Source organism: Sulfitobacter aestuarii (genome assembly GCF_042685005.1).
GTDB classification, from domain to species: Bacteria; Pseudomonadota; Alphaproteobacteria; order Rhodobacterales; family Rhodobacteraceae; genus Sulfitobacter; species Sulfitobacter aestuarii.
The window spans coordinates 105,773-128,217 of sequence record NZ_JBHUMP010000008.1; the positions used below are offsets into that span (position 1 = coordinate 105,773).

21 protein-coding genes are annotated in these 22,445 nt (G+C 65.3%); 13 read left to right on the forward strand and 8 right to left on the reverse strand.

Features of this window, described 5'->3' with window-relative positions; translation table 11 throughout:
* Nucleotides 1-249: 249 nt before the first annotated feature.
* Nucleotides 250-693 (forward strand): enoyl-CoA hydratase, encoded by a 444-nt coding sequence (locus ACFSUD_RS10945; RefSeq protein WP_386374315.1) that lies wholly within the window; start codon nt 250-252, stop codon nt 691-693.
* Nucleotides 694-1,638 carry a cation transporter gene (locus tag ACFSUD_RS10950; RefSeq protein ID WP_386374317.1) on the forward strand — a complete coding sequence of 315 codons (945 nt, stop codon included), beginning with the start codon at nt 694-696 and terminating at the stop codon, nt 1,636-1,638.
* Between the two features lie 81 nt (nt 1,639-1,719).
* On the opposite strand, the gene ACFSUD_RS10955 is transcribed toward ACFSUD_RS10950, so the two are convergent.
* The 4 genes from ACFSUD_RS10955 to ACFSUD_RS10970 form a co-directional block, all read right to left on the reverse strand.
* Nucleotides 1,720-2,964: a cation:proton antiporter gene (locus ACFSUD_RS10955; protein WP_386374320.1), complete on the reverse strand. Its 1,245-nt coding sequence runs from the start codon at nt 2,962-2,964 to the stop codon at nt 1,720-1,722.
* A gap of 170 nt (nt 2,965-3,134) precedes the next feature.
* A complete protein-coding gene (locus ACFSUD_RS10960) occupies nt 3,135-4,301 on the reverse strand; it encodes a C45 family autoproteolytic acyltransferase/hydolase (RefSeq protein WP_386374322.1) in 1,167 nt (388 codons plus the stop codon).
* 1 nt (nt 4,302) lies between these two features.
* Nucleotides 4,303-5,424, reverse strand: coding sequence for an extracellular catalytic domain type 1 short-chain-length polyhydroxyalkanoate depolymerase (locus tag ACFSUD_RS10965; protein ID WP_386374324.1), 1,122 nt, complete (start codon nt 5,422-5,424; stop codon nt 4,303-4,305).
* Nucleotides 5,425-5,454: 30 nt separating this feature from the next.
* Nucleotides 5,455-5,871 (reverse strand): CopG family transcriptional regulator, encoded by a 417-nt coding sequence (locus ACFSUD_RS10970; protein WP_386374326.1) that lies wholly within the window; start codon nt 5,869-5,871, stop codon nt 5,455-5,457.
* Nucleotides 5,872-6,032: 161 nt separating this feature from the next.
* Here ACFSUD_RS10970 and ACFSUD_RS10975 point away from each other — a divergent pair, with 161 nt between their 5' ends.
* Both ACFSUD_RS10975 and ACFSUD_RS10980 read left to right on the forward strand, forming a co-directional pair.
* A complete protein-coding gene (locus tag ACFSUD_RS10975; protein WP_386374328.1) occupies nt 6,033-6,278 on the forward strand; it encodes a type II toxin-antitoxin system CcdA family antitoxin in 246 nt (81 codons plus the stop codon).
* Nucleotides 6,278-6,574 carry a CcdB family protein gene (locus ACFSUD_RS10980; protein WP_386374330.1) on the forward strand — a complete coding sequence of 99 codons (297 nt, stop codon included), beginning with the start codon at nt 6,278-6,280 and terminating at the stop codon, nt 6,572-6,574. Before ACFSUD_RS10975 ends, ACFSUD_RS10980 begins: the two co-directional genes overlap by 1 nt.
* A gap of 7 nt (nt 6,575-6,581) precedes the next feature.
* Here the strand turns inward: ACFSUD_RS10980 and ACFSUD_RS10985 are convergent, their stop codons facing one another.
* Nucleotides 6,582-8,123, reverse strand: a complete 1,542-nt coding sequence (locus ACFSUD_RS10985) for a phospholipase D family protein (RefSeq protein WP_386374332.1) — start codon at nt 8,121-8,123, stop codon at nt 6,582-6,584.
* 110 nt (nt 8,124-8,233) lie between these two features.
* The gene (locus ACFSUD_RS10990; RefSeq protein ID WP_386374334.1) at nt 8,234-9,424 is read right to left on the reverse strand and encodes a hypothetical protein; all 1,191 of its coding nucleotides are present in this window, start codon (nt 9,422-9,424) and stop codon (nt 8,234-8,236) included.
* A gap of 326 nt (nt 9,425-9,750) precedes the next feature.
* On the opposite strand from ACFSUD_RS10990, the gene glpD reads away from it, so the two are divergent.
* From glpD to glpK, 9 genes are all read left to right on the forward strand, one after another.
* Nucleotides 9,751-11,355: a glycerol-3-phosphate dehydrogenase gene (gene glpD / locus ACFSUD_RS10995; protein ID WP_386374336.1), complete on the forward strand. Its 1,605-nt coding sequence runs from the start codon at nt 9,751-9,753 to the stop codon at nt 11,353-11,355.
* Nucleotides 11,356-11,363: 8 nt separating this feature from the next.
* Entirely contained in the window at nt 11,364-12,452 is a 1,089-nt protein-coding gene (locus ACFSUD_RS11000; protein WP_386374338.1) for an ABC transporter ATP-binding protein, read from the forward strand.
* Nucleotides 12,452-13,537, forward strand: a complete 1,086-nt coding sequence (locus ACFSUD_RS11005; protein WP_386374340.1) for an ABC transporter ATP-binding protein — start codon at nt 12,452-12,454, stop codon at nt 13,535-13,537. The genes ACFSUD_RS11000 and ACFSUD_RS11005 overlap by 1 nt, the downstream gene beginning before the upstream one ends.
* A 91-nt stretch (nt 13,538-13,628) precedes the next feature.
* The gene (locus ACFSUD_RS11010; RefSeq protein ID WP_386374342.1) at nt 13,629-14,501 is read left to right on the forward strand and encodes a carbohydrate ABC transporter permease; all 873 of its coding nucleotides are present in this window, start codon (nt 13,629-13,631) and stop codon (nt 14,499-14,501) included.
* 168 nt (nt 14,502-14,669) lie between these two features.
* Nucleotides 14,670-15,560 carry a carbohydrate ABC transporter permease gene (locus ACFSUD_RS11015; RefSeq protein ID WP_386374344.1) on the forward strand — a complete coding sequence of 297 codons (891 nt, stop codon included), beginning with the start codon at nt 14,670-14,672 and terminating at the stop codon, nt 15,558-15,560.
* A 444-nt stretch (nt 15,561-16,004) separates the two neighbouring features.
* Complete coding sequence (locus ACFSUD_RS11020) at nt 16,005-16,289, forward strand: GIY-YIG nuclease family protein (protein ID WP_386374346.1); 285 nt, start codon at nt 16,005-16,007, stop codon at nt 16,287-16,289.
* A 499-nt stretch (nt 16,290-16,788) separates the two neighbouring features.
* Nucleotides 16,789-17,061 (forward strand): DUF2160 domain-containing protein, encoded by a 273-nt coding sequence (locus ACFSUD_RS11025; protein ID WP_386374348.1) that lies wholly within the window; start codon nt 16,789-16,791, stop codon nt 17,059-17,061.
* An 84-nt stretch (nt 17,062-17,145) separates the two neighbouring features.
* Entirely contained in the window at nt 17,146-18,843 is a 1,698-nt protein-coding gene (locus tag ACFSUD_RS11030) for an ABC transporter substrate-binding protein (protein WP_386374419.1), read from the forward strand.
* A gap of 110 nt (nt 18,844-18,953) precedes the next feature.
* Nucleotides 18,954-20,441, forward strand: a complete 1,488-nt coding sequence (glpK, locus tag ACFSUD_RS11035; protein ID WP_386374349.1) for a glycerol kinase GlpK — start codon at nt 18,954-18,956, stop codon at nt 20,439-20,441.
* Nucleotides 20,442-20,538: 97 nt separating this feature from the next.
* On the opposite strand, the gene ACFSUD_RS11040 is transcribed toward glpK, so the two are convergent.
* Entirely contained in the window at nt 20,539-20,658 is a 120-nt protein-coding gene (locus ACFSUD_RS11040; RefSeq protein ID WP_386374351.1) for a putative transporter small subunit, read from the reverse strand.
* Between the two features lie 22 nt (nt 20,659-20,680).
* Nucleotides 20,681-22,336, reverse strand: a complete 1,656-nt coding sequence (locus tag ACFSUD_RS11045) for a sodium:solute symporter family protein (RefSeq protein ID WP_386374353.1) — start codon at nt 22,334-22,336, stop codon at nt 20,681-20,683.
* Nucleotides 22,337-22,445 lie beyond the last annotated feature (109 nt).

A 22,445-nucleotide genomic window follows, 5' to 3' on the forward strand; every position in this document is an offset into this window, starting at 1 on the left:
CTTTCCGGGTGAGCCTCTGGGTCTGGATCGGCGGCCCCTGGCCGCACCGCGATGGTGCCGGTGCGCCCTGCCAAGTCTGGAATAAAACGCCGCTTCGCGGTGCAATGTTCCGCGCCCGCGTCGCTCCGCCGGGAGGCTGCAGAAAGAGACGCTCTCGAGCAGGGCGTGCCACCCTGTAGAACCGGAGCGGGAACCCGGGCGGTTGCTGGCCGGTTTGTTTGTCATTAACGCATATTGGCGAGACATGTTGTGACGGCCGAATCTTCCCGAAATCTGAGATCAATCGCCCTCGCGCTCGGCCTGTTGCTCGTCGCGGCCTGTCGTCTGCCGCTCGATCCGGAATCGACCAGCGAGGAGGTCACGGGCGGGGTTCTGAAAGTCGGGCTGCTGATGCGGCCGCTCGATGCACCGGACCGTCAGGCGCTGGAGCGGATCGCGGCGCGGTTCGATGCCACGCCGGAATTGATCGAGGATGATCCGCACAGATTGTTCGCGCGGCTGGAACGCGGGGACCTGCATCTGATCCTCGGGCGTCTGCCCGGTTCGACGCCTTTCGCGGACAAGGTCGCGCTGAGCGATCCTTTTGGAGAACTGCGCCTCGGCGGGGAGCAGGAGGATCGGGTGCTTGCGCTGCGCCAAGGCGAGAACCGCTTTCTCGTCGGGGTCAATCGTGCGCTGAAAGAGGGCCGCTGAATGAGCCGTGAACTGCCCCTGGAGATCGAGAAGAAACTGAAACGCGCGGCCCGGCTCGAATGGTGGACGCTGTTCTGGATGCTGAGCATCATCGGCGTGATGTATTTCGCCATGGGGTCGAGCCAGGCGATGAAGACTGCCTGGATAGAAGACACCCTGAGCCTGATCCCGCCGATCCTGTTCCTCGCGGCGCGGCGGTTCGAGCGCATGGCCCCGACCCGTGCCTATCCTTTCGGGTTTCACCGGATCGGCTCGCTGGCCTTCTTCTTCGCGGCGACGGCGCTGATGGGCATGGGGCTGTTCCTGATCTACGAGGCCGGGCGCGCGCTGATCCTAGCCGAGCATCCGAGCATCGGCGATGTCACGCTGTTCGGCTTCGACATCTGGCTCGGCTGGGTGATGATCGCGGCGCTGGTCTATTCGGTGATCCCGCCGGTGATCCTCGGACGGATGAAAAAGCCGCTGGCCCATGCGACGATGGACAAGGTGCTTTATACCGACGCCGACATGAACGCGGCGGACTGGAAGACCGGGCTGGCCGGGATCGCCGGGATCATCGGCATTGCCTTCGGCCTCTGGTGGGCGGATGCGCTGGCTGCAGGGCTGATCGCCTTCGACATCCTGCGCGACGGGTTGCGCAACATGCGGATTTCGGTGGCGGAGCTGCTCGACGGCGCGCCGCGCGAGCTGGCGACGACGCGGGTGCATCCGATCGTGGACGAATTGCAGGACGAGGTGGCACGGCGTTTTCCCGGCGCCGGGGTCGAGGTGCGCGAGACCGGGCGCTGGGTGCGGGCGAATGTGATCTATCCCGACCGTGAGCTGAGCGAGGCGGCGGCGCGGGCGCTGCTTGGCGACGAGGCCTGGCGGCTGCAGGCGCTCGGGGAGCATCTGCAGGACCTGCCCGGGCCACAGGAAACGGCGCGGGAAAAGGGAGCGGAATAACGCCCGGCTGCTTTCCGAGCGTCGCCGTCTTGGCCTGATCTGCAACATATCCAGTAAGGCGCCTGGAACGGCGCCGCGTCCTCATTCCTCCTTCAGCCGCTCCATTGCCCAGCCGACGCTGAACCCGTGCAGGATCGTCGAGAGCAGGATCACCAGCGCGACCAGCGACCAGAGCTGGACCTCGTTGGCGAATTCCATGTGGCTCCCGGCATAGCAGAGATAATAGATCGAGCCGATGCCGCGCACGCCATAGACCGCGACCACCCCCCGGTCGCGGCGCGCCATGTCGCTGCCGAGCAGGCCGAGCCAACCCGACAGGGGGCGGATCACGAGGATCAGCATCAGCGCGATGAAGACATGGCTCCAGCTCAGATCGGCGAAGAGGACCGGCAGCACGCTGCCGAGCGCCACCAGCAGCAGCGCGGTCAACGCATGTTCGATGGATTCCGAGAAATCGTGCAGGCGCCGGTGGAAGTGATGGTCCTTCTCGATCCGCCGCAGGGTCAGCCCGAGGATCGCCACGGAGATGAAGCCATAGCCCTCGACCAACTCGGTCGAGCCATAGCACAGCAGCACCCCGGCAAAGGCGATGACGCCCGAGCCGGTTTCGGCCAGGACGGAATCCTTGGGCACCGTGAAGAGCACATATCCCAGCGCCTTGCCCCCGACCCAGCCCATCAGCCCGCCGACGACGATCCGGTAGAGCACATCGCGCAGCAGCCAGTCGAGCGCCCAGGTCTCCGGGTTGAGCCCCTGTGCCGCGATGATCAGCCCGAGATAGACGAAGGGAAAGGCCAGCCCGTCGTTGAGCCCGGCCTCGGTGGTCAGGGTGAAGCGCACGGGATGTTCCGCGCCCTCCTGCGGCGGCCCGACCTGCACATCGGCGGCCAGCACCGGATCGGTGGGTGCGAGCACCGCGCCGAGCAGCACCGCGCCGGCCACGGTCAGCCCGCCGAACCAGACCCCGAGCAGCGAGACCGAGAGGATGGTCAGCGGCATGGCGATGCCGAGCATCCGCAGCGTCGGGATCCAGCGTTGCCATGGGCGCAGCATGTCGATGCGCATCCCGGCGCCGAACAGCGCGATGATCACGGTGAGTTCGCTCACCAGTTCCCAGGGCAGGGGCTGCTGGCGCGGGTCCGGCAGGCTCGGCAGGTTCGGCACCAGCAAGGCGGCCAGCGCCCCGAACAGGATCATCAGCGGCGCGGCTGCCGGTTCACGATCCGACAGCAACCGGGGCAGCCAGCGCGCCAGGATGACGATGATGCCGACGACGGCCAATGTGAGGTGATAGGAGGAGAAGGCGAAGAAGGGTTCGTGCTGCAATCTCTGTCCGTTCCTTGTTTCGATGCCTGAGCGGGAGCATCGCCTGTCGGGGCATCTCCCCCGGCGCCCCCTCGATGGAAGGAGAACCCCGCGGGGGCGGCGATGTTCCGGCAAGCGCGGCGCCGCCTCCGCCTCTGCGCCCGTGCAGGTCGCAGAGACGGGGACGCGGGTCACTTTACCGCGAAATAGGAGGCGACCGGGCGACCCTTTCCGTTGGCGTAATCCCGCGCGAGGGCCTGCCAGTCGATGCCTTGCGCGCCCTGCCAGTTCCCGGACCATTCGGCGGCATATTCCGATGCACGTTCTGCCCCCGCTTCGCTTCCTTGCGCCGGGGATGGCTCAGCGGCGCCATCCGCGCCGTCGAGCGCATTGGTCACGGCGAAGTCGATCACCCGCTGCCCCTCGGTGAAGTCATCGAGCGACTGCGCCCATTCCCGGCCCGGCCAGCGCAGCCAGAGACGGCCCGATCCGGGGTCGTATTCGGCGGTGAACAGGGTGCCGAAGCCCTCGGAATGCCGGTCCTGCAACAGCGGTCTGGCAGTGAAATAGCGGTGCAGATCGCCCGGCGTGCTGCGCAGCCCGGCCAGATGGGCATGCCGCTCATAGGTGCGGGTGAAGCCCGCCCGGGCGGGACGCGCGGCACCGCTCTGGTGGTTCGTTGCGATCGGCTGCGGCATCAGGGTGAAGCCGCCGCCGGGATGCATCTCGACACTGGCAATCTGCCCCTCCCGGTCCGCGAGCACCAGGTTATAGGCCATATGCGAGGGCACCCGGCGCAGCACCGCCAGTGCCTCGGCGACAGTGTCGCAGGTTTCGAGCACGTAGCGCAGGATCGTGGTGATCCCGAAACCGGCCCCGGTCTCGCTGCTGCCGCCATAGGCCAGCGCGATGGAAAGCCCGGCCGCGTTGATCCCGTCGGACAGGCCCCAGAGGAATTCGACCATGCCCATCACCTTGCGCCCGCACCAGGCGCTGTGCAGCAGCAGCCCTTCGTTGAGATCCGGCGACAGGTCGTAATTGCGCAGCAGCCGCACCTCGCCGCCCTCGGCCAGCGCGGCGAGTGAACAGCCGCCGAGATAGCGCGGCGGGCACCAGGTGGAGAGGAACCGCGCGGCGCGGTCCCCGCCGCCCGCCAGCTCGACCAGCCGGTCATAGAGGCCGAGCAGTTCGGGCATGTGGCGGGCAAGCGCGGCGCGGCAGGCGACCCGGTCGGGGCCGTCATCGCCGCCCCGGCCGAGGAACCAGGCCTCGTAGGCGGGCCAGGACCGCTCCCAGCGCTGCTGCCATTTCGCGCCGGGCTGTGCCTCGCTGATGGCGTCAAAGGTCATTCGGCTCATGTCAGGCCTTTCGCTGCTGCGGTTCGAGGAAGAAACGGATCATCTCGGCGCTGGCATCCGGCCCTTTCGGGTCCGTATGGCTGCCGCCGGGATGGCCGCCCGACCAGGCGTGACCGAGACCTTCGATCAGCCAGAATTCTGACCGGCTCCCGCCTTCCATGTCCAGGGTGACGCTGCGACGGTAGTCGCGGCCCCCCTGCTGTCCGGTTTCGGTGGTTTGACAGCTTTGCGCCGGGCCGCGCGCCTCGGCCTGTTCGAGGATGCGCTCGCCGTTCGCCGGATGCACCGTGCTGTCGCTGCTGCCGTGAAAGACGATCGTGCGCAGCGCCGAGGCCTGCGGCGCCGGGGCGCTGGCGGGATTGCCGCCCATCGCGGCGAAGGCGGAGGGCACATCGCTGGCGGCGCCGAAGGGCAGGCCGGAATGGGCGCCGACAGCGGCGAAGACATCCGGGTAGGTCTCGCCGAGGATCACCGCCATTGCCGCCCCGGCGGAGAGCCCGGCGACGAAGCTGCGGTCCTGTGGCACGTCATGTTCCGCCATGACCCGCCGCGCGATCCCGGCGAGGATTTCCGGCTCGCCGCGGTCACGGCGCTGGTCGCCCTTGCTGAACCAGTTCCAGCAGCTCTGGGCATTGGCGCCGCGCGATTGCTCGGGATAGATCACCACCAGACCATGCTCTTCGGCGAGCGCGTTCATCCCGGTGCCCCTGGCGAAATCTTCCGGGTTCTGGGTGCAGCCATGCAGCATCATCACGCAGCCCGCCACGCCGTTTCCGGCGGTGGAGGGGACATAGACGCGGTAGTCGCGCCGCCCGGAGCGACCCTCGAACCCGTCATTGCGGAACGTGGCGCCAGCGGGAATATCCGGTGTAACCGCCTGCGGCCCCGCCGCTTTGCCCAGCCCGCCGAGCCCGCCGAGTCCACCGCGGGAAAGCGCATCCTGTATCGTCTGCATCAGGTTGTCGCCGTTCGGAAGGGCGCCGCCCGGCTGGGATGCGGCGGGGGTTCCGCCACTGCCCATCAGCCCATGCTGCGACAGGGTGCGGCGCACCAGATCCTCGGCGGCGCCGAGGCGTGCATCGTCATTGGCCGGACGCTTGGCGCCGACAGTAAAATTCAACATTTGAGTTATCCTTGTGAAAAGGGAATTAAGCTAGCTGATCCGATCTGCCAGCGCTTTCTTGATCTCTGCAGAGGCCTGCAAGGCGCCGAGTACCGTGATCGAGCCGATGCTCTGCAGCGCCAGCTCGGGGGTGACGTCGGCCGCGATCCGCGCCAGGCCGACGACCTTGACATGCAGCATCTCACCGGCATCGCGCAAAGCTTCGAGGTCGGCCCGGCTGTAGTCGCGCAGGCCGAGCTCCATCGTGTGGCGTTCGACCGACCTGCTGACCACCTCGGCGTGGCTGTCTATCTGGTTGCGGATCGCGGTGCGGATGAAGTCGCTCCGGTTGGAATAGAAGCCTTCCTGCACCAGAAGATCGATGCGGCCGAGATCGACGAAGCCGAGATTGATCGTGATCTTCTCGTTCTCGGGCTGTTTGTCGCGTAGCTGTCTGATGTTGCTCATGGCATTTCTCCATCTGTATGGATGGTATATGGATGTTCTAGGGGATTAGACAAGGGGAAGCTGCGGTGACCAAGGGGAAACTTTCCGGATGCGCAGATCTTGCGACATTGAAGAACACATCACAGATGTGTATGATCAAGGTCATGCAACAGGAGAGCAGCATGTCACAGACAGCGCAGGTCAAGCAGCGGACCAATGTCACCATCGACAGCGAGATCCTGTCGGCGGCGCGGGATCTGCGGCTCAATGTCTCGGCGATCAGCGAGGCGGCGTTGAGCGATGCGGTGCGGCTGGCCCGGGCGCAGAGCTGGCAGGCGGAGAATGAAGCGGCGCTGGCCGAACGGCGCCGCTGGATCGAGCGCGAGGGCCTGCCGCTCGCGGATCTGCAGATCCTGGTGACCGATTGATGGCGCAGTTCCAGGTCTATGCGCTGGCGGGCGGGCGGCTGGTGCTCGATCTGCAGACCGATCTGATCGACACCGGCAGCCGGGTGGTGGCGCCGCTGGTCGCGCTCGGGGCAGGACCGCGGCCGCTGACCCGGCTGGAACCGATCATCGAGATCGACGGGACCGAATATGCGCTGCATACGGCCGAAATGGCGGCGATCCCGGCGCGGTTGATGCGCGATCCGCCCGTCAGCGATCTGAGCGCGCGGGATTACGAGATCCGCGGCGCGCTCGACATGGTGTTTTCCGGTTTCTGAACGGCGCTCACAGCAGCCATTCCACCGGCAGCCAGGAAATCACATTCAGGGCTTTGCGCCGCAGCAGGGTCGATCCGGGCTCCTCTGCCAGGACCGCGCCGCTGCCGGTATCCTGCCAGACGAGGTCGTCATCCTGCAGGCTCACCTGCCAGGCGAGCCCGGCGAATTTCTGGTCGAATGCGGCGTGGAGTCGGCCCGCCATGGCGGGGCTGTCGATCAGCAGACCCATCTCGGTGTTGAGGCGGGTGGAACGCGGATCGAAGTTGAACGAGCCGATGAAGATCCGTCGGCCATCCACCGCGAAGGTCTTGGCATGCAGGCTCGCACCGGAAGAACCGAAGGGGCCGATCCGCTCTTTCGGGATCTCGCCGGTAGCCTCCTGTTTCAGCTCGAACAGCCCGACGCCCTCTGCCAGCAGCGCGCGGCGGCGTTTGGCATAACCGGCATGGACCGGCAGCACATCGGTCGCCGCGAGGGAATTGGTCAGCATCCGCGCCGCGACGCCCTGTCGTTCCAGTCCCGCAAAGGCCCTGACCCCGCCCGCGCCCGGCACGAAATAGGGCGAGACACCGTCAAAGCGGGTGGCGATCTCGCCCACCGCGCGGCTCAGGCGCAGCGCCAGGAGATCCTCGCGCGGGACCTTGCCCATGCCCTTGCGCGGGTCATCGCTGACCAGCAGGGCGTCGGTCCATTCCAGTGCCAGACGGCCGGTCCGCAGCTGCGTGACGCTGTCCGACTGGCCCATGACCTCGCGATAGGCGGCAAGCTGCGGATCGTCGCGGTAGTGATCTGCATGGTCGGCGATCGGGTCCTGGGGCGGCGCGCCGTCAAGGATCGCCGCGGCAGGATATACCGCCTCCGCTGCCCAATAGCTGTCGAAATTGGCGGCGACTTCCGGGACGATCCGGCCGACGGCGAGCGCGTCGAGATCGACATAGAGCGCCGTGGGCCCGGTGTCGAAATATTCATCGCCGATATTGCGCCCGCCGAGGATCGTTGCCGCGCCGTCCACGGTGAAGGATTTGTTGTGCATGCGCCGGTTGAAGCGGAAGAAGTCGAAACCGTAGGACAGCAGCTTGAAGCGGCGCAGGACGAAGGGATTGTAGAGCCGCACCTCGGCGTTGGGATGGGCGTTGAGCGCGGCAAGCTGCGGGTCGAGCCCGGAAGTGCCGTGATCGTCGAGCAGCAGCCGCACCCGCACGCCGCGTTCCGCCGCGCGCCACAGCGCGTCCAGCAGCAGCGAGCCGGTGAGGTCGTCGTGCCAGATGTAATATTGCGCGTCGATCGAGGACACGGCGGAATCGGCCAGCATCATCCGCGCGGCGAAGGCATCGACCCCGCGGCCGAGCGACGCGATGCCGGTCAACCCGGGATGCGCGCGCGCCTGTTCCGCCAGGGATCGGACCAGCGGCGCCTCGGGGGGCGGCGGCAGGGCCTTGCTGTCGCGGCGTTCGGTGATCTCGGGCAAGGCGAAGAACAGCCGGGCCAGCAGGATCGCGGCGGCGAGCGCCAGCAGGATTGCCGCGATCATCTTCAGGAACAGCTTCATCAACACGCCTTTATCTTCTTTGCCCGCCCAAGACATAGCGCGAAACCTTCGGTGTCACGACCGGACCGCGCCGCCCGGCGGCGGCGCGGTCCGGTTGCCGGGCGTTTTCTTCAGAGCAGCCCGACGAAGATACCGGCCAGCACCACGGAGACCATGGTCACGGTGATGAACCCGGCCACCAGCATCGGCGGCAGCATATGCGAGGTCAGCGCGTCGCGTTCCTCCTCGTCCTCGGTCAGCCCGTTGATCACCTCGTTGGTGATCACGTAATCGGCCGGGAACCCGTAGAGCGCGGTCAGCGCGCAGGCAAAGGCCAGCGCCGGAGAGATGCCGAGGATCCGCCCCGCGATCACCGAGAAAATGCACATGCCCAGAAGCCCGATCACGATGATCAGCAGCATTGGCAGCGCCAGTTGCAGCAGCATTTCCGGTGTCGCGCGTTTCAACCCGTCGAAGATGAACAGCATCAGGATCATGATGGTGAAGCCGAAGGCATTGGCGCCGCGCAGCGGTTCGCGTTCGAGAAAGCCGACCGAGCTGGCCAGCACGCCGAAGACGAGGCAGAGCACGAAGGGGCTGATGGTGAAATAGGGTTTGCAGAGCTCCGCCGCGCCCCAGGCCGCCAGCGCCACGAGCCCGAGGCGCATGAGCTTGAAATAGACCGTGTTATAGGCGGGCGGCAGGGCGCTGAACAGGCGCGGTCCGGGCGGTGTGAGACTGTGCTCGGCGGGTTCGGGCAGATGTTCGGGCTGCCAGGTTCCGGCCCGGAACCGCGACAGCGTGCGCCGCCCTTCGCGTTTCAGCAGGAAGGCGGTCAGCGGGTAGCCGGCAAAGCCCTGCATGACATAGATCAGGATCGCCAGTACCGAGAGATTGACCAGCCCCGCCTCGGCGGCGGCCTGTGACATGATCAGCGAGGAGACCACGCCGCCGACCAGCGGCGGCGTCGCGACCACGATGGTCTGGTAATCGAGCACCAGCAGCCCGGCGCTGAACAGCAGCGCCACGATCCCGGCGATGCCGCTCAGCGCGACGATCACGGTTTTCCACTGCCGGGCCAGCTCGCGCCCGGAGAGCAGCGTGCCCATGTTGGTGATCAGCAGATACATCGACAGGAAGACGATCGGCGTCGGGATGCCGGCGGTCTCGACGATATTCTCGGGGAAGAAGGTCCAGTAGCCGAGCAGGAAGAGCAGCGCGCAGACGAAGATCGACGGCAGCCAGGAGCGGGTGCGCGTGGCGATGACATCGCCGATATAGAGGATGGTGATCAGGATGGCGAAAGCCACGAGTTGAGGCATGGGAGAAACTTTCTGTTCTGGGGAGCGGGGCGGATCGGCCCGGCAGGCTCCAACCCCGGCCTTTTCCCCGAACAAGCCACCGATCACAAGCGGATAGCAGCCGGGATCGGGGCGCGATTGCAGAGTAAAATTCGAGGGATTGACCGCGATTTTTGCAGGTTCGCAGGCGCGATCCTGTTACCGGGCGGGGTTCGGTCCTGCGCTGTTCGCCCAAACACGAATGGGCCGCCGCCCAAAGCGAACATAAACGAAAATATATCTTGCGTGAAAAAACCGTAGAACCTATCAATATCGCGTATAGTCGAACATTATCGGCGGGGGATCATGTGACGGAGTTGCTATCTCAGCACGGGCGGGTTGATCTCTTCGTGATCGGCGGCGGGATCAACGGTTGCGGCATCGCGCGCGATGCGGCCGGGCGCGGGCTCAGCGTGGCGCTGGCCGAGATGCATGACCTTGCCTCGGCGACCTCCTCGGCCTCGACCAAGCTGTTCCACGGCGGGCTGCGCTATCTGGAATATTTCGAGATCAACCTCGTGCGCCATGCGCTGGCCGAACGCGAGATCCTGTTGCGCGCGATGCCGCATATCTCATGGCCGCTGCGCTTCGTGCTGCCCTATCACCGCGACATGCGCTTTGAGAGCGACACGCCGACGGCCAAGCTGCTGAACCTTGTCATGCCCTGGACAAAGGGGCGCCGCCCGGCCTGGCTGATCCGGCTGGGCCTGCTGCTTTATGACAATCTCGGCGGGCGCAGGATCCTGCCGGGCACCCGGACGCTGAAACTGCCCGGCACGCCCGAGGGCGCCCCGCTCGAGCCGCGTTTCGAGAAGGCGTTTGAGTATTCCGATTGCTGGATCGAGGACGCGCGTCTGGTGGTGCTGAATGCCCGCGACGCGCGGGCGCGCGGGGCGCGGATCATGGTGCGCAGCAAGGTGATCTGCGCCGCGCGCCGCGACGCGGGCTGGGACGTGACGCTCGAGGATGCCGACAGCGGCGCGCAGCGGGTGATCCGCGCGAGGATGCTGGTCAACGCGGGCGGGCCCTGGGTCGGCGACATCATCCACAACACGGTGCGCATCGACTCGACCGAAGGCGTGCGGCTGGTGCGCGGCAGCCATATCGTCACCCGGCGGCTCTATGAACATGACAAATGCTATTTCTTCCAGGGCAGCGACGGGCGGATCGTCTTCACCATTCCCTTCGAGCATGATTTCACCCTGATCGGCACCACCGACGAAGATCACGCCGACCCGTCGATCGCGCCCGAATGCACGCCGCAGGAGCAGCAATACCTGGTCGATTTCGTCAATGCCTATCTGCAACAGGACATCTCGCGCGACGACATCGTCTGGACCTATTCCGGGGTGCGCCCGCTCTATGATGACGGGGCCAGCAGCGCCACGGCGGCGACGCGGGATTATACGCTCAATGTCGATGACGCGGAGGACGCGCCGATCCTCAACGTTTTCGGCGGCAAGATCACCACCTACCGCCGCCTCGCGGAGGATGCGCTGGACAAGATCGCGCCCTATTTCGACGGGCTGCCCGGACGCTGGACCGCCGGTGTGCCGCTGCCCGGCGGTGATTTTGCGGTTGGTGATGTGGACAAACTCATTGCAGGATTGCGCAGCGCCTATCCGTTCCTCAGCCAGTTCTGGGCGCGGCGGCTGATCCGGGCCTATGGCAGCGAAAGCTGGAAGCTGCTCGGGGATGCCGTCACGCCGGGCGATCTGGGGGTCGATTTCGGCGCAAGCCTGACGGCGCGGGAGGTGATCTGGCTGATGGAACACGAATTTGCGCGCTCTGCCGAGGATGTGGTCTGGCGGCGCAGCAAGCTGGGTCTGCGGCTCGACGCCGTCCAGATCGCGGCGCTGGATAAATGGATGCAACGGCAGCTGCGCGCGCGCGCGGTTCCGGCGGCGGAATAGGGGGCGGGATGAGCTTGATCCTGAAGAACGTGTCGAAGCGGGTCGGGTCGCAGGTCCATATCCACCCGACCGATATCGAGCTGCACAAGGGCAGCATGAACGTGCTGCTCGGACCGACCCTGTCGGGCAAGACCTCGTTGATGCGGCTGATGGCCGGGCTTGATGTGCCGACCGGAGGGTCGGTGCATTGGGACGGCAGGAACGTGACCGGGATGCGGGTGCAGGACCGCAAGGTCGCGATGGTCTATCAGCAGTTCATCAACTACCCCTCGATGAGCGTCTATGACAACATCGCCTCGCCGCTGAAACTGATGGGGCAGTCAAGGGCGGAGATCGACACCCGCGTGCGCGAGACCGCCGAGCTGATGCAACTCACCCCGATGCTTGAGCGCAAGCCGCTGGAACTGTCGGGCGGGCAGCAACAGCGCTGCGCGCTGGCACGGGCTCTGGTCAAGAACGCCGGGCTGGTGCTGCTCGATGAGCCGCTGGCCAATCTCGATTACAAGCTGCGCGAGGAACTGCGCGCCGAGATCCCGAAGATCTTCGAACGCTCCGGTTCGATCTTCGTCTATGCCACCACCGAGCCCGAAGAGGCGCTGCTGCTCGGCGGCAACACCGCGACGCTTTGGCAGGGACGGGTAACGCAATTCGGCCCGACGCCGTCAGTCTATCGCCGCCCGATCAATGCCACCACCGCGCGGGTTTTTTCGGACCCGCCGATGAATTTTCTGGCGCTGCGCAAGGATGGCGACATGCTCGGTTTCGGCGCGTGCCAGCAGATGGCGACACCCGAGGCGCTCCGCGCGCTGCCCGATGGCGATTATTCGGCCGGCTTCCGGCCCAACCATCTGGAACTTGCGCCGCAGCGGCCCGGCGCGATCGAGTTTCGCACGAGGCTCAGCGTGACCGAGATTACCGGATCGGAGACCTTCATCCATCTCGATCACGCGGGCGACCGCTGGGTCGGTCTGGTGCACGGGGTGCAAAGCCTGAAGCCCGGTCAGGAGCTGTCGGTCTATCTCGATCCGGCGCATGTCTATATTTTCGGCGCAGACGGGGGCCTCGTCGCCGTCGCCCCCTATGCGGAGGCCGCGTGATGGCGAAGATCACCCTCGACAACCTCGCCCATTCCTATCTGCCGAACCCGAAGTCGGAGGAGGATTACGCGCTCAAGGAGCTCAACCACGACTGGATCGATGGCGAGGCCTATGCATTGCTCGGCGCCTCGGGCTGCGGCAAGTCCACGCTGCTAAACATCATCTCGGGCCTGCTGAACCCCAGCCAGGGGCGCATCCTGTTTGACGACAAGGACGTGACTGACGCGCCGACGGCCGCGCGCAACATCGCGCAGGTGTTCCAGTTCCCGGTGGTCTATGACACGATGACCGTGCGCGACAATCTCGCCTTCCCGCTGCGCAACCGGGGGGCGGATCCGAAATATATCGCCGAGCGCGTGCAGCAGATCGCCGCGATGATCGGCATGGAAGAGGTGCTGAACCGCAAGGCGCGCGGGCTGACGGCGGATGCCAAGCAGAAGATCAGCCTCGGCCGCGGCATGGTGCGCGAGGATGTCAACGCGCTGCTGTTCGATGAACCGCTGACGGTGATCGACCCGCATATGAAATGGGAGCTGCGCACCCAGCTGAAATCGCTGCACCATGATTTCGGCCATACGATGATCTATGTGACCCATGACCAGACCGAGGCGCTGACCTTCGCCGACAAGGTCGTGGTGATGTATGACGGCCGGGTGGTGCAGATCGGCACACCGCAGGAATTGTTCGAACGCCCCGCGCATACTTTCGTGGGCTATTTCATCGGCTCGCCGGGGATGAACCTGTTTGACGCCCAGATCAAGGGCGACATGGCCCGGGTCGCCGGTGTGCCGGTGCCGCTTGGTCGGCACTATGCGCCGCAGGGGGGCCGGTTGCAGCTTGGCGTGCGGCCCGAATTCGTGCGGCTGGTGCAGGGCGCTGAGGGCGTCCCGGCAAAGGTCACCCGCGTCGAGGACGTCGGACGCCACCGGATCATCCGGCTCGACGTGGCAGGCCAGACCGCGAGCGCCATCGTCGATGAGGACGTGCCCGTGCCGGAAGACGCGCAGCGGATCGCCTTCGATCCGGCGGGCATCAACGTCTACGCCGACGACTGGCGCCTGCGCGGCGCGGGGGAGGCGGCATGAGCGGGGATGACGGTGGTGAACCGCGGCCGCGGCTTGGCTCCGGGAACGACACCCGCCATCACACCCGCATTAGAACACCGGAGCGCCGCATATGAACAAGACCGTCAACCAGAAGGCCTGGTTCCTCGTCCTGCCGGTGCTGATCCTCGTCGCCTTTTCCGCTGTGATCCCGCTGATGACCGTGGTGAATTACTCGGTGCAGGACACGTTCGGGAACAATGTTTTCTTCTGGGTCGGGCTCGAATGGTTCTCCGACATGCTCGACAGCGAGCGGATGTGGGACGCGTTGGGGCGGCAGTTGATATTTTCCGGGATCATCCTCGCGATCGAGGTGCCGCTGGGGATTTTCGTGGCGCTCAACATGCCCAAGAAGGGCTTCTGGGCCAGTTTCTGCCTGGTGCTGATGTCGCTGCCGCTGCTGATCCCGTGGAACGTGGTCGGCACGATCTGGCAGATCTTCGGGCGCGTCGATATCGGGCTGCTCGGCCATACGCTGGCCAAGCTCGGGATCTCCTACAATTACACGCAGGATTTCTTCGCCGCCTGGGCCACCGTCATCGTCATGGACGTCTGGCACTGGACCTCGCTGGTGGCGCTGCTGGCCTATGCCGGGCTGCAGTCGATCCCGGATGCCTATTATCAGGCAGCCAAGATCGACCAGGCCAGTCGCTGGGCGGTGTTCCGCTATATCGAACTGCCCAAGATGGCCGGCGTGCTGATGATCGCGATCCTGCTGCGCTTCATGGACAGTTTCATGATCTATACCGAACCCTTCGTAGTCACCGGCGGCGGGCCGGGCAATGCCACGACCTTCCTGTCGATCGACCTGGTGAAGATGGCGCTCGGCCAGTTCGACCTCGGCCCGGCGGCGGCGTTCAGCCTGATGTATTTCCTGGTGATCCTGCTGATCTCATGGGTGTTCTACACGGTGATGGTGAATATCGACAGGAGGGACGGGGTGTGAGGATGGGGTTTCTTTCGATTGGTCACGTGTGGGGGGTGTGGCGGAGAGGTCCCCGGGGCGGGCCCGGGGATGACCTGCGGAGCCGCCGACAGGGAGGCCCCCGGGGCGGGTCCGGGGATGACGTTGTGGCGGCACGTTGCATGCCGCGCGGCCGGGGGGAGGGAGCCGATGTCTGACTCGACCCTGCAGGCGCCCGGGGCTTCGCCGCTGCCCGGCGCGCTCACCGAGACGCGCAGCGCCGCGCGGCGCAGGCGGTTCCGGCCCAAGGGCTCGGCGATCGTCATGGCGCTTTACCTGATCTTCCTGCTGCTGCCGATCTATTGGCTGATCAACATGAGCCTGAAGACCAATGCCGAGATCCTCGGGGCGTTCTCGCTGTTCCCGCGCGATCTGACGCTGGCCAATTATGCCAAGATCCTGACCGATCCGTCCTGGTACATGGGCTATGTCAATTCGCTGATCTACGTGGTGATGAACACGGTGATCAGCCTCGCCGTGGCGCTGCCCGCCGCCTATGCCTTCAGCCGCTACAGCTTCATGGGCGACAAGCATCTGTTCTTCTGGCTGTTGACCAACCGGATGGCGCCGCCCGCCGTCTTCGCGCTGCCGTTCTTCCAGCTCTATTCTTCCGTGGGTCTGTTTGACACCCATATCGCCGTGGCGCTGGCGCATTGCCTGTTCAACGTGCCGCTGGCGGTGTGGATATTGGAGGGCTTCATGCGCGGCGTGCCGAAGGAGATCGACGAGACAGCCTATCTCGACGGCTATTCCTTCCCGCGTTTCTTCATCCGCATCTTCACCCCGCTGATCGCCAGCGGCATCGGCGTCGCGGCCTTCTTCTGCTTCATGTTCTCCTGGGTCGAACTGCTGCTGAGCCGGACGCTGACCTCGGTGGATGCCAAGCCGATCGCCGCGACAATGACCCGCACCGTCTCGGCCTCGGGGCTCGACTGGGGCGTGCTGGCGGCGGCCGGGGTGCTGACCATCGTGCCGGGGGCGCTGGTGATCTATTTCGTGCGCAATTACATCGCCAAGGGCTTCGCCCTGGGGAGGGTGTGATGCCGGTGCAGGCGCAAGGGTTTGTTAAGGATTTCCAGGGCATCCTTGGGGTTGAGCCGAGGGTCTTCGGGTTGCGAGGTCCCCGGGTCGAGCCCGGGAATGACGGGGCTTGCGGGAGGCGCCGGATCGGGGCCGGGGATGACGGGGAAGCGCTTTCGGCTGAGTCCGCATTGACCCTGTGTTGCGAGGTCTTTCTCGGGCTCGACCCGAGGATCTTTGGTCTGGGAGATCCCCGGGTCAAGCCCGGGAATGACGGGGCTTCCGGGGGATGCCGGGTCGGGGCCGTGGATGACGGGACTTGGGGGAGGTGTCGGGTCAAGCTCGGCGGTGACAGGAGTTGGGAAGGCCCCCGGGTCAAGCCCGGGGATGACGGGGCTTTGGGGAGGCGCCGCAGTGAAATCGTGCCGGGGCAGGAGTGCCGTCCGGCGCGCCGCGAGGTAAGGGATGTATGTTTACATCATGACGAACCGCCCCAACGGCACGCTTTATATCGGCGTGACCGGCGATCTGGTGCGGCGGGTGCATCAGCATCGCACCCATGCGCTGCCGGGCTTCACCGACCGTTACAATCTCGAACGGCTGGTACATTTCGAGCATTACGAGGAGCCGCGGCTGGCGATCCAGCGGGAGAAGAACCTCAAGAAATGGTACCGGGCCTGGAAAATCGCGCTGATCGAGAAGAGCAATCCGGCCTGGCGGGATCTCTGGACGGAGATCGTGTCGGGGTAGGGAGAGTGACAGGCGGAGTCTTCCTCGGGCTCGCCCCGAGGATATTCGGTTTGGGAGATCCCCGGGTCAGGCCCGGGGATGACGTGGTCTTGAGAGGTCTTGGGGTCGGGCTCGTGGATGACGCTGCTTTGGAAGGCCCCCGGATCGAGCCCGGGGATGACGGGGCTTGGAGAGGTTCCCGGGTCGAGCGCGGGGATGATTGGGGAGTGCGTTGGGCTGGGTGCGCGGGGGTGTTGTCTCGCGGGGTCTTTCTCGGGCTTGACCCGAGGATCTTCGAGTTGAGAGATCCCCGGGTCAGGCCCGTGGATGACGTTCCTTTAAGAGATCCCCGGGTCGAGCCCGTGGATGACGCTGCTTTGGGAAGTCCCCGGGTCGAGCCAGCGGATGACGCTGCTTTGGGAGGCCCCCGGGTCGAGCCAGCGGATGACGGGACGCTGAAAGGTCTCCTCATCGGGCCCGGGAATGACGGTCCATATACACCAACCGCAGGAGCGCACCCATGAGCTGGATGGCCTGGACCCTTCCCACCGCGATCTTCTTCGCGGTGATTGCCTGTCTGCTGATCGCCTTCACCCTTCTCGCGATCAGATATCCCGAAACGCCGCGCAGCGGTATTCTCGGGATCGAGACCACCCGTGGTGACCGCCTGTTCATCACGCTACTGGGCTCGGCCTTCATCAACCTGATCTGGCTGGGTTTCGAGATCGGGCCGCAGCCCTATGCGCTGCTGGTCTGCCTGGTCTATGCCGCGGCGGTGTTCCGCTGGGTCTAGACGCGACGACCGCGCAGCCGGGCCAACCCGGTGCGCGCACGACCAATCAACTGTCTAGGGAGGACAAAGATGAAACGCTCTGCCATGAAATCGACCACCGCGCTCGCGGTCACGCTCGGCCTGCTCGCCGGGCCGGTCTTTGCCGATATGGACGCCGCCAAGGCGTTCCTTGACGAGACGATCGAGCGCTCGGCGCTGAGCCGCGAAGAGCAGGAAGCCGAGATGCAGTTCTTCGTCGATGCAGCCAAGCCCTTCGAGGGGATGGACATCCGCGTCGTCTCGGAGACCATCACCACCCATGAATACGAGGCCAATGTGCTGGCCCCGGCCTTCACCGCGATCACCGGCATCAACGTCAGCCATGATCTGATCGGCGAAGGCGACGTGGTGGAGAAGCTGCAGACGCAGATGCAGTCGGGCGAGAACATCTATGACGCCTATATCAACGACAGCGACCTGATCGGCACCCATTGGCGCTACAAGCAGGCGCGCAACCTGACCGACTGGATGGCGGGCGAGGGCGCCGACGTGACCAATCCAGGGCTCGACCTGGAGGATTTCATCGGGCTCGAGTTCACCACCGCACCGGACGGCGAGCTCTACCAGCTGCCCGACCAGCAATTCGCCAACCTCTACTGGTTCCGTCAGGACTGGTTCACCGACCCCGAGCTGATGGCGGAGTTCAAGGAGAAATACGGCTACGAGCTGGGCGTGCCGCTGAACTGGTCCGCCTATGAGGATATCGCCGAATTCTTCACCGGGCGGGAGATCGACGGGATCAAGGTCTATGGCAACATGGATTACGGCAAGAAGGACCCGAGCCTCGGCTGGCGCTACACCGATGCCTGGATGTCGATGGCCGGGATGGGCGATGTGGGCGAGCCCAACGGGCTGCCGGTCGATGAATGGGGCATCCGCGTCAACGAAAACTCGCAGCCGGTGGGCTCCTGCGTGACCCGCGGCGGCGCCACAAATGACGCGGCGGCGGTTTATGCGGTCAACAAGGCGATCGAATGGCTGGAGAAATACACGCCTCCCGCCGCTGCCGGAATGACCTTCAGCGAGGCCGGGCCGATCCCCGCGCAGGGGGCCATCGCCCAGCAGATGTTCTGGTACACCGCCTTTACCGCCGACATGGTCAACGACAGCGCCAAGGCGGTGCTCAACGAGGACGGCACGCCGAAATGGCGCATGGCCCCGAGCCCGCACGGCGCCTATTGGAAGGACGGCCAGAAGGTCGGCTATCAGGACGTGGGCAGCTGGACGCTGATGAAGAGCACCCCGGTCGACCGCGCCAAGGCGGCCTGGCTCTATGCGCAATTCGTCACATCCAAAACCGTGGATGTGGAAAAGTCCCATGCCGGGCTGACCTTCATCCGCGAGAGCACGATCCAGCATGACAGCTTCACCGAACGCGCGCCCAAGCTGGGCGGGCTGATCGAATTCTACCGCTCACCCGCGCGGGTCGCCTGGTCACCGACCGGCACCAACGTGCCGGATTATCCCAAGCTGGCGCAGCTCTGGTGGCAGAATATCGGCGATGCGATGTCCGGTGCCAAATCTGCTCAGGAAGCGCTCGACAGTCTTTGTGCCGAGCAGGAAAAGGTGCTGGAACGGCTTGAGCGCGCAGGCGTGCAGGGCGATCTGGGGCCGAAGATGAACGAGGAGATGGAAGCATCCCATTGGCTCGAACAGGAAGGCTCGCCGGTGGCCAAGCTCGAGAACGAAGACCCCGAGCCGGAAACCATCAGCTATGACGAGCTGATCAAATCCTGGCAGTAAGGTCGGCATGATCACGAGCCGGGGCGCCGCCGCGCCCCGGCTTCTTTACCGATCCGCCGACGCGTGCCAGTCTGTCGGCGAGTGTGACGTTGATTTCGTTCGGGGGGAACATGACCCATATCCTTGCCATCGATCAGGGCACCACCTCCTCGCGGGCGATCATCTTTGACGGCGAGATGCGCCTCAAGGCCGCGGCGCAGGAGGAGTTTCCCCAGCATTTCCCCGATTCAGGCTGGGTCGAGCACACGCCCGGCGATCTCTGGACGACCACCGCCGCCACCTGCCGCGCGGCGATCGAGAAGGCCGGGCTCGGCCCCGATGACATCGCTGCGATCGGCATCACCAACCAGCGCGAGACGACGCTGGTCTGGGACGCGAAGACCGGCGAGCCGATCTACAACGCCATCGTCTGGCAGGACCGCCGCACCGCCGATTATTGCCGCACCCTGCGCGAGGCGGGCGATGACAAGTTGATCACCGCGCGCACCGGGCTGCTGGCCGATCCGTATTTCTCGGGCACCAAGCTGAAATGGATCCTCGATCATGTGGAGGGGGCCCGCGGCAGGGCGCGGCGCGGCGAATTGCTGTTCGGCACCGTCGACAGCTACCTGATCTGGAAGCTGACCGGCGGCGCGCGGCATGTGACCGATGCCACCAACGCGGCGCGCACCCTGCTTTATGACATCCACAAGGGCCGCTGGAGCGCGAGCATCTGCGCGTTGTTCGACATTCCCATGGAAATGCTGCCCGAGGTCAGGGACAGCGCCGCCGATTTCGGCACGACCCGGCCGGACCTCTTCGGTCGCCCGATCCCGATCCTCGGCGTCGCGGGGGACCAGCAGGCGGCGACCGTCGGGCAGGCCTGTTTTCAGCCCGGCATGTTGAAATCGACCTATGGCACCGGCTGTTTTGCCCTGCTCAACACCGGCGAGACGGCGGTCACCTCGAACAACCGGCTGCTGACGACCATCGCCTATCAGCTGGATGGCAAGCCGACCTATGCGCTGGAGGGGTCGATCTTCGTGGCCGGGGCGGTGGTGCAATGGCTGCGCGACGGACTCAGGATCATCCGCGAGGCGGCCGAGACCCAGCCGCTGGCCGAGGCCGCCGATCCGCATCAGAACGTGGTGCTGGTCCCGGCCTTCGTCGGGCTCGGCGCACCCTATTGGAACGCCGAATGTCGCGGTGCGATCTTCGGGCTGACGCGCAATTCCGGTCCGGCCGAGCTCGCCCGCGCCGCGCTCGAAAGCGTCGGTTTCCAGACCCGCGACCTGCTCGAGGCGATGCAGGCGGATTGGGCCGGGCAGGGCGGCGCCGCGACGCTCAGGGTCGATGGCGGGTTGAGCGCCAGCGACTGGGGGATGCAATTCCTCTCCGACATCATCGGCGCGCCGGTGGATCGCCCGCAGGTGCGCGAAACGACGGCGCTCGGCGCCGCGTGGCTGGCCGGTCAACGGGCGGGGATCTATCCGGATATGGCGGGATTTGCGCGCGGCTGGGCGCTGGACCGACGGTTCGAGCCGGAAATGGAAGGCGGGCTGCGCGACGAGAAATATGCGGCCTGGAAACGCGCGGTGAATGCGACGCTGCAATTCTGAGCTGCCGGGCCATGGCAGGCTTCTTCTGATAGGTCTTCGTTCCGCCTTTCGGGGGCGGGCGAGGCAGGCCGGGGCTGACCCCGGCCTGCGCAGGGTCTCAGACCACCCGTTTGCCGTCGCGTTTGGCCTGCCGCAACTCGCGGCAGAAGGTGGTGACGATCAGCACCAGCACGAAAAACGCGATGACGGGCCAGATCAGGATGTAGAATGTCAGCATTTTGCTTTCTCCTTGTTTGCTATCAGGCCCGGGCCCGGCCACGCCGCGGGGCGGGCGGCTCGGCATCGTGGAAATTGGTCACTCTCTCGCCGATCAGGGCGAAGTCGAACTCCTCGCGCACCGCAAGGCTCAGCGCCACGCAGATGATCGTGCTGGCGCCATAGGCAGTAAGCGAGCTCAGCAACACCGTATAGTCGCGCAGGAAATCATGGAAGTAGAACATGAAGAAGATCCCGGCCAGGAGGCCGATGATCATGCCTACCACGCGGCCGAGGAAGCCGAAGGCCATCAGCCCCAGCACCACGCCGCCGCCGACCGCCGCGATCACCTCGAAGAAGGACCCGAAGATGCCTTCCAGCGGCAGCAGGTCGAACCGCACCACGCAGAACAGCGCCAGCGCGCCGACCACCGCCCAGATGAAGGCGGCGTTGGTGACCCGGCTCCAGTAGCAGCTGGCGATCACCGGGAAGACGATCGCCCCCCAGAGCGCGCCGACGAAGACCAGCATCACCAGGATGTTGAGCGCGAAACTCGCCAGTATCAGCCCGATCACGGTGGCCACGATCATGGTGATCCGCCCGACCAGAAGCATCTTGCCCGTATCCGGGTTCCCCTTGGCGAGGTTCTTGCCGTAGATGTCCGTCATCATGATCGCCGACAGCGCCGAGAGGTCGGAATCCGCCGTCGAGGACAGCGAGCCGATCACCAGGATCAGGAACAGCGCGATGGCGAAGGGCGGCAGATAGGCGGAGGCCATCTGCGGGATCAGGTTGTTGGGATCGCCCTCATGCGGCGCCATGCCGATCAGCAGCGCCATCAGCCCGAGCATGCCGAGCCCGATGACGATCGCGCCATAGCCGATGGTGGCGGTGACGAAGGTCGGCCGGATCAGGTCCTGGCGCACGGCGAAGAGGCGCTGTGCGATGGTCTGGTTGCCGATCGCATAGGCCAGCACCGCGACGAAGAAGGGCGCGCCCTGTTCGAGGATCGCCTCGCGCGACCAGAAATTCGCCTGTTCGGCGGTGATCCGGCTCAGCCCGGCGCTCATCACTTCCGCACCCCCGGCGCTGAAGTAGACCCACGGGATGATGATCACGGCAATGCCCATCATCGCCACGACCTGCGCGAAATCGGTGAGGATCGAGGCCCGGAACCCGGACCAGAGCGTGTAGGACAGCACCCCGACACCGGCAATCAGCACGCCGACCTGGAAGGGCAGGGGCGACAGCACGGCGACCAGCGCCCCGGCGGCGGTGAAGTTGACCATCAGGCTAATCACGCTGCCGAGGATGTTGGAACCCGCGAGGATCAGCTGGCTGCCCGGCCCGTGCCGTGCATGGATGATCTCGGCCAGCGTATGGGCATTGGGCGCCAGCGCCCGGAAACGCAGCCCGTAGGGATAGATAAACAGGATCATCAGGGCACCCCAGAAGCCATAATGCATCGGCCCCGAGAGCCCGTAATTATAGCCCGAGATCGCCGCGCCGTAGAAGGACGCCGCCCAGATCCAGGTGGCAGTCATGCTCGCCGCGGAGATGCCGAAACCGACCTCGCCGCTCGACACCATGTAGCCGTCGACGTTTTCGTTCTTCTCGTTGACGAAAGTCGACATGTAGAAAGTCAATCCGTAGAACAATGCCAGGATGGCGAGGACCATCGGGGTTGAAAATTGAAACATTGGGGCGACTTCCATTTCTTCTCCTGCTGCTGATTGAACGCGACAATTATTATGAATCTTGCGAGGTCTTAGGAGAATTGGACATTATCTTCAATGGCACCCCCCTGCA